Annotated in this window: 2 protein-coding genes; both read right to left on the reverse strand. The window is 64.0% G+C overall.

The genetic code is table 11. The features are described 5' to 3' along the window. Window positions 1–7: 7 nt before the first annotated feature. On the reverse strand, window positions 8–12,769 hold the full coding sequence (locus tag NKH31_RS07835) for a right-handed parallel beta-helix repeat-containing protein (RefSeq protein ID WP_254864575.1): 12,762 nt from the start codon (window positions 12,767–12,769) through the stop codon (window positions 8–10). Window positions 12,770–13,051: 282 nt separating this feature from the next. Next, complete coding sequence (locus NKH31_RS07840) at window positions 13,052–15,106, reverse strand: sensor histidine kinase (RefSeq protein WP_254864576.1); 2,055 nt, start codon at window positions 15,104–15,106, stop codon at window positions 13,052–13,054. Window positions 15,107–15,114 lie beyond the last annotated feature (8 nt).

The following is a 15,114-nucleotide window of genomic DNA, read 5'->3' on the forward strand; positions in this document are numbered from 1 at the left end:
TCGATCGTTACCGCCGTGGCTGCGCTCCACCGCGTTTCGCCCGACCGATGACGAGCCCGGCCGACAGGGCGAGAACGAGCGCGAAGAGCGCGACCAGGGGACCGAAACCGGGTATCCCGTCGTCATCGTCCGCGTCGTCGCTCTCCGGTGGCTGTTGCCCGTCGTCGGCCGGATCGTCTGCGTCGTCGTGTTCAGGTGGCTCGTCACCGTCGTCAGCGCCGGTGCCCGATTGGTCATCGTCACCGACGGCTGAATCCTCGTCGTCGCCCGCGTCGTCCGACTCGTCGTCATCCGATTCGTCAGTCCCGTCGTCCGATCCATCGTCGTCGTCATCGTCTTCGGGTGGCTCGGGGATGCCGGCCGGTTCGTCGACCGCGAACGTGGTTTCGAAGGTCGCCTCGTTTCCGGCCTCGTCGGCCACGGTGAGCGTCGCTTCGTAGGATTCACCGTCCTCGACCGTGAGGACGTGTTCCGTCCACGACGACGTGATGCTGGTCGCGTCGTCGGTCGTGACGTCCGTCCCGTCGATTTCGAGTTCGATCGAGCCCACGTCGACGCCGGACTGCTCGTCGTCGTACTCGAAGCGGACGGTCACCTCGTCGGTGCCCGCGTCCAGTTCGTCGCCGTCTGTCGGCGAGACGTTCGTGAGCACCGGCGCGTCTTCGTCGAGCACGAGCGCGCCGTAGGTCGAGAAGCCGTGGACGTCGGCCGTGAGGAACGGATCGTCGCCGTCGTAGACGATCTCAGAGTCGACGTCGTTCCAGCCGTCGTCGTAGTGGTACAGCCCCACGTCGTCGACGGTGGCGCCGGCCGGCAGCGCGTCCTCGTCTACCGCCAGCTCGATCGTCGCGTGTTCGATCGTCCCCTCGTCGAGGTAGTGCCCTACCAGGCCGTCGAGGTCGGCGGTCAGGAAGCCGACCCCGAGTTCCTCGCCGCCGAGGTTGGCGTCGACGGCGTTCTCCGAGAGGGCGACGTAGAGGTCCTCCTCGGTGAACGCGGCGTCCTCGACGAGTTCGAAGTCGATCGAGGTTCCGGTTTCGGCGATCTCGATCGTGCCGTCGGCGAGGGTGAAGCCGGTGTGGATCACGACCGAGGCGGTGTCTTCTCCGACGTTTCCGGCGCGGTCCGTCCCGGTGACGGTGACTTCGTACTCGCCGGAGTCGCCGAACTCGAGCGTTCCCTCGAACGTCGTGTTCTGCCCGTCGGTCGGTTCGAGCTCGACCGGATCGAGCTGGGCCGTCGACGGATCGGTGAACTCGACGTCGACCGTCGGCGGTTCGACCAGCGGCGCGTCGCTCTCGACGACGATCGTGGCATCCTCGTCGTCGACGTCTTCGATGCTGACCGACATCGACGGATCGTCCCGGTCGATCGTGAGCGCCCCGTCCCAGGCGTCCGTGTCGAACGTGCCTCGTTCGTCGACGGCGACCACGGAGAGATCGTAGCGCCCGTCGTCTGGAAGATCGTCGAGCGGGACTGACGCACTCCAGGTCTCTCCGCTCGCGAGCGCGTCCAGATCGGATTCTGTCGCGGGCTCGAGAACGGTGTAACTCGTCTCTTGGGATGATACCTGGAGCGTCACCGACTCCAGGTCGAGATCCGCGGCGACGTCGACCTCGACGGTGGCCTCGTCGCTCGCGTAGACGAGGTCGACGTCGGCGTCCGCATCGAGCCCGGTCGAGGCGCCTTCGACGCCGGCGATCGTCGCTTCGACGGTCGGGGCGGTGACGGTCAGTTCGCCGACCGAGCGCTCACCGAGTTCGAGCTCGTAGGTGCCGACCTCGTCGATGGTGGCCGAGACGTTGATGGCGCCGAGGTGGTAGAAGCCGGGGGCGAGTTCGACCTCCCGAGTACCGAGGACGGTCTCTTCGTCCGTCTCGGTGTTGGTGGCGACGAGTTCGATCTCCTCTGGGCCATCGATCGTTCCGTTCTGGTAGATACTTCCGACGACGTGGAATTCGCCGACGCCTTCGACGACCTCGTCTTCGGACGCGGAGGCGGCGATAACCTGGATATCGGACGTTGCTGGGAGCACTTCGATAGTGCCGGCGTAACGGTCGCCGAGTTCGAGGTCGTACGTTCCGGGATCGTCGATGGTGTTCGAGATGTTGATGGCGCCGAGGTGGTAGAAGCCGGGTGCGAGTTCGACCTCCTGGCTGCCGAGGCTGATCTCGTCGTCCGTCTCGGTGTTGTTCGCGACGAGTTCGATCTCCTCCGTGCCGCCGGTGGTCCCGGCCTGATAGATACTCCCGACGACGTGGAACTCGTCTTCGCCGTCGACGATCTCGTCTTCGGAGGCGGAGGCGGCGATGACCTGGATATCGGAGTAGGCCTCTTCGACTTCGATGGTACCGGCGTAACGGTCGCCGAGTTCGAGATCGTAGGTGCCGGCCTGGTCGATGGTGGTGGAGATGTTGATGGCGCCGAGGTGGTAGAAGCCGGAGGCGAGTTCGACCTCCTGGCTGCCGAGGCTGATCTCGTCGTCCGTCTCAGTGTTGTTCGCGACGAGTTCGATCTCCTCCGTGCCGCCGATGGTCCCGGCCTGGTAGATACTGCCGACGACGTGGAACTCGTCAACACCTGCGACGATCTCGTCTTCGGAGGCGGAGGCGGCGATCACCTGGACGTCGGAGTAGGCTTCTTCGACCTCGATCGTACCGGCGTCGCGGTCGCCGAGTTCGAGATCGTAGGTACCGGCCTGGTCGATGGTGGTCGAGATGTTGATCCCGCCGAGGTGGTAGAAGCCGGGGGCGAGTTCGACTTCCTGGCTGCCGAGGACGATCTCTTCGCCCGTCTCGGTGTTGGTGGCGACGAGGTCGATCTCCTCTATACCTTCAATGGTTCCGGCCTGGTAGATGCTCCCGAGGACGTGGAACTCGTCGACGCCCGCGACGATCTCGTCTTCGGACGCGGAGGCGGCGATGACGTCGATCTCGGAGTACGCTTCCTCCACGACGATCTCGCCCGCGCCGTGACCGCCGAGTTCGAGATCGTAGGTGCCGGGATCGTCGATCTGGAAGTCGATCTCGATCGCACCGAGGTGGTAGTACCCCGATTCGAGCGTGACCTCCTGACTACCCAGGTGCGTTTCCTCGCTCGAATTCTGGTCGATGGCGACGAGATCGATCTCCTCGGTCCCGCTATCACCGGCCTGGTAGATACTTCCGGTGACGTTGGCCTCCTCACCTTCGAGCATTTCGATCTCCGAAACCGTCGCGGCGATGACCTGGATGTCCGAGGGCGACTCGTCGACGCCGACCGTGCCGACGTCGTAATCGCCGAGGGTGAGATCGTACGTGCCGGCGTCGTCGATCGACGTGGTGATGTTGAGCCCGCCGAGGTGGTAGAAGCCGGGTTCGAGTTCGACGGACTGGTTTCCGAGGTGAATCTCCTCACCGCTCTCGTTGTTCGTCGCGACGAGGTCGATCTCCTGTGAGTCGTCGACGGTTCCGTTCTGATAGATGCTGCCGACGACGTGGAACTCTTCACCCTCCGTGAGGACCATTTCAGAGACCGACGCGGCGACGACCTGGACGTCGGAGTAGGCTTCTTCGACCTCGATGGTACCGGCGGGGCGGTCGCCGAGTTCGAGGTCGTAGGTGCCGGCGTCGTCGACGGTGGTGGTGATGTTGATGGCGCCGAGGTGGTAGTAGCCCGGTTCGAGTTCGACATCCTGGCTGCCGAGGACGGTTTCTTCGCCGTCGTCGTCGACTGCGACGAGGTCGATCGTCTCGGATCCGCCGATCGTTCCGCTCTGGTAGATGCTGCCGATGACGGAGAACTCGCCTTCTCCGGCGACGATCTCGTCTTCGGAGGCGGAGGCGGCGATGACCTGGATGTCGGAGTAGGCTTCCTCGACTTCGATGGTGCCGGCGGGGCGGTCGCCGAGTTCGAGGTCGTACGTTCCGGGATCGTCGACGGTGGTGGTGATGTTGATGGCGCCGAGGTGGTAGTAGCCGGGTTCGAGTTCGACTTCCTGGCTGCCGAGGACGGTCTCTTCGCCGTCGTCGTCGACTGCGACGAGGTCGATCGTCTCGGATCCGCCGATCGTTCCGCTCTGGTAGATGCTGCCGATGACGGAGAACTCGTCTTCGCCGGCGACGACCTCGTCTTCGGAGGCGGAGGCGGCGATGACCTGGATGTCGGAGTAGGCTTCTTCGACTTCGATGGTACCGGCGGGGCGGTCGCCGAGTTCGAGATCGTAGGTGCCGGGATCGTCGATGGTGTTCGAGATGTTGATGGCGCCGAGGTGGTAGAAGCCGGGGGCGAGTTCGACCTCCCGAGTACCGAGGCTGATTTCGTCGTCCGTCTCGGTGTTGTTGGCGACGAGTTCGATCTCTTCTGGGCCGCCGGTGGTCCCGGCCTGATAGATACTCCCGACGACGTGGAACTCGTCTTCGCCGGCGACGATCTCGGTTTCGGAGGCGGAGGCGGCGATGACCTGGATGTCGGAGTAGGCTTCCTCGACTTCGATGGTGCCGGCGGGGCGGTCGCCGAGTTCGAGGTCGTACGTTCCGGGATCGTCGACGGTGGTGGTGATGTTGATGGCGCCGAGGTGGTAGTAGCCGGGTTCGAGTTCGACTTCCTGGCTGCCGAGGACGGTCTCTTCGCCGTCGTCGTCGATTGCGACGAGGTCGATCGTCTCGGATCCGCCGATCGTTCCGCTCTGGTAGATGCTGCCGATGACGGAGAACTCGTCTTCTCCGGCGACGATCTCGTCTTCGGAGGCGGAGGCGGCGATGACCTGGATGTCGGAGTAGGCTTCTTCGACTTCGATGGTACCGGCGGGGCGGTCGCCGAGTTCGAGATCGTAGGTGCCGGCCTGGTCGATGGTGTTCGAGATGTTGATGGCGCCGAGGTGGTAGAAGCCGGGGGCGAGTTCGACCTCCTGGCTTCCGAGAACGGTTTCGTTGCCGGTCTCCGTATTGGTCGCGACGAGTTCGATCGTCTCCGGCCCGGCGTCGGTGCCCGCCTGGTAGATGCTGCCGACGACGTGGAACTCGTCTTCGCCGGCGACGATCTCGGTCTCGGAGGTCGACGCGGCGATGACCTGGATGTCCGACTCCTCGTCCGTCACCGTCACTTCGCCGACGAACACATCGTTCACGGAGAGCGAGACCGTCGCGTTCGTCGCCCCGTCTAGGACGTCTTCGGTCGGCGTCCACGTGAGCGATTCACCGCGTGTGACGCTACCGGCCGCCACGTTAGCGGTCGTCGAGTCGACCGAACCGTCTCCGATCTGTTCGCCGTAGCCATCCTCGACGAAGAGTTCGAGCGTTTCCTCGCCGTCGACGTCGCCGTCGTTCAATAGATCGACGTCCACCGTGAGCGTCTCGCCGAGGCCGACGGTCTCGTCGACGCTCGTCCCGAAGACGATCACGTTCGCCGGGGCGAGGACGTCGACCGTGCCGGCGTCGAAATCGCCGACGGAGACGTCGTATTCGCCGGGTTCGTCGAACGTGTGGGTAAATTCGATACCGGTAGTCTCGTTCTGCTCCAGATCGACCGTCACCGTGTCGACGGTCGTATCGTCTACCTCGAGTGCCACCGTCACGTTGCCGTCCGACCCGCCGACGTTCTCGACATCGGCGGTGATCGTCACGTTCTCGCCCGCGACGAGTTCGTCGGGACTCAGATCGACGTTCGAGACCGACGCGACGGGCACCGGCCCCTCGCTGAACGCGCCGAATGTGGAGAACTCGGTCACGTTCTCGGCCCAGACGTACTGTTCGGTCGTGTTGACGCCACTGACGTAGGCCTCCTCCGCCGGGGATGACCAGCTTTCGTTCAGCCGCCAGATCTCGAGCGTCGATTCGTCCATCCCGGTCACGTCCGCGGCGTCGTAGTGGACGTGCAGTTGTGCCAGGTGAGGCACGTCGCCGCTTGCGGTCACGTTAACGAACGCACCGATCGGGGTGCGCTCATCGGGGAGCGTCTCTGGCGTAGACGTCCCGTCGATCACGACGTCCTGTGCCTCGAACGAGAACGTCGTCCCGCCGAGGACGATCGATTCGAAGGCGGTGTCCGTCGCCGAACCGACCGAGACGTCGGTTTCGCTGTCGGTGACCGTCACGTTCGACAGGGTGTTGTCCGTACCGGCGATCGAGAGCCCGACGGTCGCGCCGTCGACCGTGACGTCCGACACCTGATTGTTCGTCGGCGACCCGAACATACCCACGCCCGTAGAGGCGTTGGTGATCGAGACGCCCGAGACGGCGCTGTCGGCGGCCGAACCGGAGACGCTGATGCCGGTTCCAGTGACGTCCTCGACGGTCAGGTTCGTGACGGTCGTCCCGTCGCCGAAAATCGACAGCCCGCCCTGGGCTCCCGTGACCTGGACGTTCGTGAACGTGTTGTCGTAGTTATCACTTGGTGCAAGGTAGACGGCGCTCGCGGTTCCACCGGTGACGGTCACGTCGGTGAACTCGTTGTTCTCCGCGTTGCTCGAGATGCTGACTGCACGTCCATCGCTGTCCACGTACGTAACGTCGGTAAACTCGCTGTAGACGGCATTACTGAGCCCAATAGCGTCTTCGTCGGTGTCGGCGACAGTCACCGACTCGAAGGTATTCCCCCGAACGGGCGGGTCGGTACTCACGCTTGTAAGGGAAATCGCCGTTCCGTGCTCGCCACTCGCGGTCACGTTCGACAACGAGTTCCAGTCCCCGTTGACGCGAATGTCGTGCCAGCCGTTGCCGGAGACGTTCACCCCGTCGAACGTGTCGCCGTTCGACGACTCGAGGTTCAGGCCGTATCGGTCGTTGTCGTGGGCTTCGACGTCGACGAGCGTGTTCGACGACGAACCGCTGGCCGTTCGGATACCGGCGACGCCATCGGAGGCGCTCACCCCGATGAACTCGTTGTTGCTCGCGGCCCAGCCGAGGTTGATCGAACCCGGGTTGGAGCCAGCACTCTGCTCAGTGTCGTACGCGGTGACGTTGGTGAAGACGTTCCCGCTGGCCGCACTGTGGGAGAATCCACCCACGATGAGCGCTCGGCTTTCGGTGTAGCGAACCGTGAGGTTCGTCACCTCGTTGTCGTGCGCGTTAGCGAACTCGGCACCAGTATCTCCGTTCTCGACGAGCACGTCCGTGACCACGCCGTCACTTCCAGAGAAGTACAATCCGGTGTCCCAACCGTCTAGCGTCACGTCCTCGACGGTGACGTCGTCCACCCCGTCGACGTGGATGCCATACTGAGATTCGTTGTCGTCCACGCCGACGCCCTGGATCGTGTGCCCGTTGCCGTCGAAGTGCACGTCGCTCGCGGTGATCTGGATACAGGTGTTGGATCCCGCGAGATCGCCGGTCAGCGTGTAGTTGCCCGGCATCGAGATCGTCGTACAGGTGCCGATCTCGATGGTCTCGCCCGTGAGGATTGCCACCTGCTCGGTGATCAACTCGTCCTCGCTCCGGACGGTGACGTAGTCCAGGCCGGCGTCCGCACTCGTCGTCGACCAGGTGAGCGTCAGCGTCTCATCGTCGCCCTCGGCCAGGGTGACGTCCTGGCTGTCGACCGTACTCCCGTCGAAGTCCTCGAGTTCGATCGTCTGGGTTCCCGTCTCCCCACCCGCGTTGGTGACAGTGACGTCGATCACGAGGTCGTCGCTCGCGTCCACCGGCGAGTTCGTGTCGTCGATCGCCACGTCGAAGTGCGCGTCGAGCGGCGCCGCATCGACGGGGTCCTCGTCGAGGAACGGCTCGTAGTCGATGGCCGTTCCGACCGAGTCACCCTGTCCGGTACCCTCGCCACTCGGGCCACTTTCGTGACCCCACCAGTTGTTGGTGGCGTCCAGACACGGCCCATCGTAGAGCCCTTCACACGAATCTTCAACGTAGGTGACGCCGTCAGCGTTACCCGAGATGCTGTTGTACACGATCAGGACGTCGTCAGACTCGTCGAGATCCTCGAGAACCGCGATCCCTGTTCCCGGGTTGTTCCAGATCGCGTTTTCGGTGACCACGACGTCCGAAAACGCCGGGCTTAATCCACCGTCGACGTCCAGTGAGAGGCCGTCCTCATTGTTCGAGATCGTGTTCGATTCGATCAGGAAACCGCCACCAGAGCCCGACTGCGTCAGATCGAGTCCGTGGCCGGCGTTGTCGGCGATCACTGAGTCGGCGATCACCAGGTTCGAAAGCCCAACGCCGTAGACGCCGTCGCCGTCGTTGTTCCGGACAGCGCTCTCGGTCAGCTCGAATCCCGACGCGGACGAGATGTCGATCCCGACACCGTTGTTCTCGATGGTCGCGTTCTCGGCGTGGACGTCGTCGGATTGCGAGATCGCCAGCCCGACCCCGTCGTTGTCGACGATTTCGACGCTGGTCAGCTGCGCACCGTCGACCGAATTGTATCCCCACTCCCCGAATACGACGCCGTCGCCGCCGCTCCCGGCCACCGTGACGTGCTCGATGAGTGGCGCTACCACGCCCCGCATCACGAGGCCGTCCCCGTCGTTGCCCGAAATCGTGCCGTCGGTGAGCGTGGCGTCGTCGACGTCCTCGATCCAGACACCGGTCGAAGCGCCGTCGAGAACGCTGATATCGTGGAGCAAAACCGTTTCCGCAGTGTGTACGTGAATACCAGTCCCGTCGCGTTCCGTGACGTCGGTTTGCTGAACGTCCACGCTGCCGACGTCCTCGAGCCAGATGCCGCTGCCCAGACCGGGATCGACCGCGGTGTTCGTAACTGTCACCGACCCCGAACTCTCGACGTAGATCGCCGCCGGCGTCCCGCCCGCCACGGTCGACTCCGTCACGGAGACGTTCCCCGAATTCGTGACGTGGAGCCCGAGGCCGTCCGCGAGGCTTAGGTCGTCGACGTCAACATCGCCGCTCTCGGTGATCTGTATCGATGCGAGGTCGTCGCCGACGTTGACGCCTCCGACGTCGACGTCGTCGGCGAACGCCACGATCAGTTGCCCCACGTCGGCGCCGAAGGTGTGGTCGTCGTCGCCGAGGAACACCTTAATCGGGCCGCCGTTGACCGTCGAGCCGTTGAACTCGTGCTCGAAATGGGATTCGTCACCCTCGATCAGGACGCCGGTCTGGAAGGTGTTGTCGTGCGCGATGGTGTCGGTCGCCTCGTCGAGGAAGAGGTCGGCGTGGTTGTTCGACGCCGTGTTGTTGTGGGCCGAGAGTTCGTCGGCGCCGTCGACGACGATGCCGTGGCTCGGGTTGTCCGTGACGGTGTTCCAGGCAATCTCGACGTCGTTGGCCTGGTGGGTCGCTCGAATTCCGCCGTCGCCGTTATCGGTGATTTCGTTGTGTTCGACCACTCCCTCGGCCCGGTGGAGGTTGATACCGTACCCGGCGGCCCCGGAAATCGTGTTGTCGTGCAGGTCCAGGTCCTCGGTTATCCACCAGCTGTTCGACGAACTGAAGTGAATTCCGTTGCTGCCCGCGTCCGTCACGGTGTTCCCGTGAATGGTTGTCCCGTCGAGCACGTTGCGTACCCAGATGCCGTGGTCTTCGCTGGCGGTCACGGTGTTGTTCACGAGCGTCGCGTAGCTGGACCGATCGCCGTTACCGTTGATAGCGATCCCGCTGGCGCCGGCGTTCTCGATGTGGTTTTCCTCGATCGTCACGTCCGCCTGGTTCGTATAAATACCGTGATTTGTTCCGCCGGTGACGGTGTTGTTCAGCGCCGTTCCGTCCGAGTCGAGGAGCCTGATCGAGACGCCGGTACCGTCCTCGACGACGTTCGAATCGACGAGCGCCGAATCGGAGTTTCGGACGGTGATCGGCTGCCAGCCGTCGGCGACGTAGTTCTCTGTGATCACGATGCCAGGCGAGTCCCAGACGGAGATCCCGTCGGAGTTCGCCACGAGGTCGTTGTCCGCGACGGTCGTACCGGGCGAGCCGCGAACCGAGATCCCGATCCCCGCGTTGGACACATCGTTCCCGTTGACGTCGTTTGCGGAGACCTCGGCATCCGTGGATCCCTCGACGCTAATGCCGTGTCGGCCGTTGTCGTTTGCGGTATTATCCGACACGACCACGCCGTCCGAATGCTCCACGCGCAGCCCGTTTCTGTCGTTATCGGTGACGACGTTGTACTGAATGACGACATCCGTGGATTCGTACACGCCGATTCCGCCGGGTTGGGTCATCGTGAATCCGCGAATCGATCGGTACGTGCTGTTCGTGACCGTGTTATCGGTGAATTCGGCCCCGTCGCTGTAGGCGACCTGTACACCCACGGCAGTACCGTCGATTTCGAGCCCGTTCACGTGAAGGTCAGTTGTATCGACGAAGATGACCTGACCGGGGTTCGACGGCATGGCCGGATCGATGGCTCCCGAAACGTAGTGAATTGGGGCACCGCCGGCGGTGTTCGTCGTTTCGATGGTGTGCAGGTAGTGATCGAGTTCGTCACCGTCGAGGAACAGTCCCCGTTCGAACGTGTTGTCTCGCACCTCGGCGTTCGTCGACTCGCGCAACACGAGGTCGACGGCCTGTCCGGACGACGTCGTATTCTCCACGATCGTCCCGTTCGATGTTTCCACGAAAATTCCGTGTTTGCTGTTCGCTATCGCCGTGTTGTCCAGGAGGGTAACGTCCACCGAATTGGTCACGTAGAACCCGGTTCCGAAGTGGGTATGTCCGTTGTCGTTCGCCGTGTTCGTCGTCACCGTAATCGCCTCGGAGTCGTCGATCACGATCCCGTCGTCGTTGTCGATCGCGTCGTTCGCCTCGACGACGACATCGTTTGAGTCGACGATCCAGATCGCGTTGCCGTCGGTGACGTCGTCGCCCTGCGTGAAGTCGCTGTTCCCGGTCACGTTGTTGTGTTCCACGACGCCGCCATCGGCTCCCTCGAGCACGATCCCGGCAGCGTTGTTCGTGACTTCGTTTTCGGCGAACGTGCCGCCGACCGACCCCAACACGTGAATCCCGCTCTCGTCGTTACCGTCCAGCGAGTTCTCGCTGACCTGTACGCCGGTGGCGTCGACGACCCGGATGCCGTCCGCCCCGTTGTCCGCCGCGTCGTTTGCGACGACCTCGACGTCGTCGCCGCCGACGACGCGGATGCCGTACACATTGTTCTCGCTCGCGTCGTTGTCCTCGACGACGGTGGCGTCGGCCCCGGAGACGCGGATCCCGTCGCGCCCGTTTGCCGTCGCGGAGTTGTTCGTCACCGTGCCGCCGGTCGCGTCGGCCACGTAGATGCCGACCTCGCCGTTGTTCGTGACGACGTTCTCCCGGACGATCGCGTCGGTCGAACCCGAGAGACTCAGCCCGTGGTCCAGGTTGTCGCTGACGGTGTTCGCCTCGACGATCGCGCCATTCGAGGCGTGGATCGCGAGCGCGCCCGCGTCTCCCCACTCCTCGATGGTGGCTCCCGAGACGGTGTTGTTCCGTACCTCGGCGTCGTCGCTGAACGCGATCTGCAGCGGCGCGGCCGAGCCCTCGAAGGCGTGGTCTTCGACGACGAGGTCCGTCGCGTCGACGAAGATGTGCTGGCCCGCGCTCTCGTCGACTGCCGGCGCGGTCTCGCCCGCGGAGTAAACCAGCGCCGCCCCGTCGACCGTGTTCCCGTCGACGGTGTGGACGAAGTGGTCCAGAATCTCGCCCTCGAGCAGGATTCCCGTCTCGAACTCGTTGTCCACGAGTTGGGCGTTCGTCGCGTTCTGAAGCACGACGTCGACGCCGAAGTTGCCACCCGAAATGTTGTTCGAGTCGAGCGTCACACCGCCGGACTCCGCGACCAGCACCGACGGCGTTTCGGGGTTGGTGGTCCGCTCGTTGTCGGCGATAACGTTGTTCGAGAGGGTGACGTCCGTCGAATCCGCGATCTCGATTCCCTCCCAGTTGTCCACGAACGTGTTCGCGTCGACGGTGACGCCGGTCGACTCGACGATGTCGATTCCGTCCCGGCTGTTCTCGAAACTGTTCGCGTCGACGGAGACGTCGGTCGAACCGTCGACCACCAGCGTCCCCGCGCCGTGTTCTCTGACGTCGTCGAACAAATTGTCCGTTACCACGATCCCCTCCGAGTCGATCGCGGCGATGGCGCTCCCCGATCCTTCGAATTCGTTGTTCAAAATCTGCACGTCGCTCGCGATGTCGACCTCGACGCCGACGTCGTTTCCATCGATCGAACTGTCCTTGATCTCGACGCCGTCGGCGCCTCCGACCTCGATCCCGATCGGACTGTTCGTGACGTCGACGTTCTCGACGATCGCCCCGTGGGCTCCATTGAGCCGGATACCGTGGCTGTCGTAGTGTTCGACTCTGAAGTTCTCGATGGTGACGTTCTCGGCCGTGACGGAGATCCCCACGTTGTCACCCCAGCTTCGAGAGAGGGTCGGCGTGTCGCCCACACCGACGAGGGTGAGCCCGTCCGTCGCGATATCCAGCTCCCCCTGGTAGACGCCGGTCTCGACGCAGATCGTGTCACCGGGAGCGGCAGCGTCGATCGCGTTCTGGATCGACTCGCCGTCTTCGACGGTCAGATCACACGACTGGGTACTGGTGGACGTCGTCTGCACCGGGTCGAGGTCGCTAGCATTGCCGGACTCGCTAGCCGTTCCATCGCCCCCATCCGACTCGTCAGACCCGTTCGTCGCTCCATCGTCCCCGTCTGACCCGGACGCTCCATCTCCGTCACCCGCATCATCGCCGTCGTCCCCGGCGACCGACGTCGAATTCGTCCCCTCCGCATCGAGCCCCGTCGATACTAATCCGTCGGCTTCGCCGTTCTCCGTACCGTCGTCGACGCCCGTCGCGCCTGCGGCACCGACGGGTGCGAAGACCGAGGTCAACATCAATATCGAGAATAACACGGCAAACGCCTGACTTCTACAAAATCCGCTACGTGCACCCGTGGACCCATTGCTCATGCAGACTCTCTTCGGCAGATGAACATAACGTAGCGCTTACCCCGAGGTGCGGGTGGCAGTTACCTCGAGGTAATTGGGAAAATTGATAGGTTATAGTGGAACCGTCGCGACGAGGGGTGATGCGCCGCTGTGGCGGACCGAACGATCGTCCAGCGTTCGATCGACGACGCGACACCCGACAGGTCCACGCGACCTCCGCTCTAACGGTCACGATGTCTCGATCTCGAACCGGGCGCCGCCGTCTGCTCCCTCGCGGACCCCGACGTGCCACCCGTGGGCTTCGACGACGTCTCGGACGATGGCGAGGCCGAATCCAGCCCCCTCGCGTCTGGTGGTGTGGCCCCGCTCGAACACGTACGGCCGGACCGATTCCGGAACGCCCGCGCCGTCGTCCTCGACGAAGAACCCGCGATAGACGTCGTCTCCCTCGCGCGCTTCGTCGATGCCGCGAGGGATTTCGTGGCTCCCGCCGTCAGATTCGGTTTCGAGCACTCCGACCCGAACGGTTACGGGTCGGTCGTTGTGGTCGACGGCGTTTCGAAACAGATTCTCGAAGACGTGGCGCAATCGATCGGCGTCGCCCTCGACCGTCCAGTCGGACGGGAGCGAACGCTCGAGCGTGCATCCGTCGGTCTTCGTCGCCGTCCACGATCGCTCGACGACAGAGCGGAGGTCGACCGGTTCGGTCTCGGTGATCGTCGTTCCGGCCCTGGCCATCGTCAAAAATTGTCGAATCATCCGCTCCATCCGGTCGAGGACCGATTCGACCATCGCCACATCCTCCGGATCGCGTGACTCTCTGGCCAGCCCGGCGTAGGTCTTCGCCATGCCGAGCGGGCTCTGTAAGTCGTGACTGACGACGCCGGCGAATTCGTCGAGGCGCCGGTTCGTCCGCTCGAGTTCGCGCTCGCGCTCGTTTCGCTCGGTGACGTCCCGGATGCTGACGACGACGCCGCCGACGATGTCGTTGTCGAGCAGATCGACCGAGCCGCCTTCGAGCCCGATCCAGGAACCGTCGCGGTGGCGGCCCCGGTACTCGAATCGCGTCTCGTCGTCCGGTCCCGTTCGAAGCTGTTCGAACGCTTCGATCGCTCGCGGCCGGTCGTCCTCGTGGACGTACTCGAACACAGTCTCTCCGACGAGGTCGGCGGGTTCGTACCCGAGAACGGTGCGGACGGATGGACTCACGTACGTGATCTCGCCCTCGCCGGTCACCACCACGACGACGTCGGAGACGTTCTCGATGAGCGCCTGGAAGCGTCGTTCCGCCCGGCGCTGCTCGGTGACGTCTCTGAGCATCAACACCGCCCCGTCGACTCGCTCGTCGCCGACGATCGAGGCGGTCGCGTCGACGATCCGTCCACCGCGAGAGAGTGTCAACTCGCCCCGATCACCGTCGAGAACCGGGCCGCTTTCGGGCAGGACGTCGCGTATCGGCTCGCCCAGCGAGACGTCGCCACCGACCAGCGTTCGGGCCGCCGAGTTGTAGTCGACGACGCGTCTGTCGTCGTCGACGACCAGGTAGCCGTCGCGCATCTCGTCGACGACGCGGTCGCGGGCGATCGGAACGAGGTCGAGCCAGCGGTACCGGTAGAGGGCGATCGCGATGAGGATGCCCGTCGCGCCGAATCCCCAGACCGAGTAGTTGATCGCGGTCACGCCGCCGAAGGCGAGGACGTTCGCGGCACCCGGAATCAGCGGTGCGAGCACGACGAGTCGCGACTGCTTGTGGTAGACGCCGCTCCCGCGGGCGTCGACGAACTCGACGAAGAAGAGGAAGATGCCGCCGGCAGAGAGCGACCAGTTCCAGAAGACGTAGAGCCAGTACCCGACGTTCTGGTACTCGACGACCGGGAGGAGGACCTGCGTGTACTCCATCGGCTGGTGCATCCAGTGGTGGATCGGGTCGGTCCAGATGACGACGAGCCACGCGCAGGTGCCGAGATAGATCAGTCCGAGCCGGCCCGGACGAAGCCACTCGGTTCGCCCCGTGTACGCGAGCGCGAAGTGAAACAGCCCGGTCGCCATGATAACGGCTCCGGCGTTGATCACGATCGATAGCACCAGTCCGACGGTCGGATCGGTCTCGACGAGCAGCAGTCCCTGCGGGATGGTCCACAGCGAGATGCCGACGAGAAACCCGGCGAGCGGGACCACGTCCTGATCGGATCGCGTTCTGAGGATCTGGACGCCGAGACCGGCGTTCAAGAGCCCGATCCCCACGAGAGACGCCGCGTGGAGCGACGTGAACGCGTCAGACACGAGTGACA

The organism is Halovivax gelatinilyticus (assembly GCF_024300625.1).
In the GTDB taxonomy this organism is placed as follows: domain Archaea; phylum Halobacteriota; class Halobacteria; order Halobacteriales; family Natrialbaceae; genus Halovivax; species Halovivax gelatinilyticus.

What these genes read in the sequence shown, in the direction of transcription:
- NKH31_RS07835 (WP_254864575.1), bottom strand. Translation starts at nt 12,769, where the DNA reads ATGTTGACCTCGGTCTTCGCACCCGTCGGTGCCGCAGGCGCGACGGGC.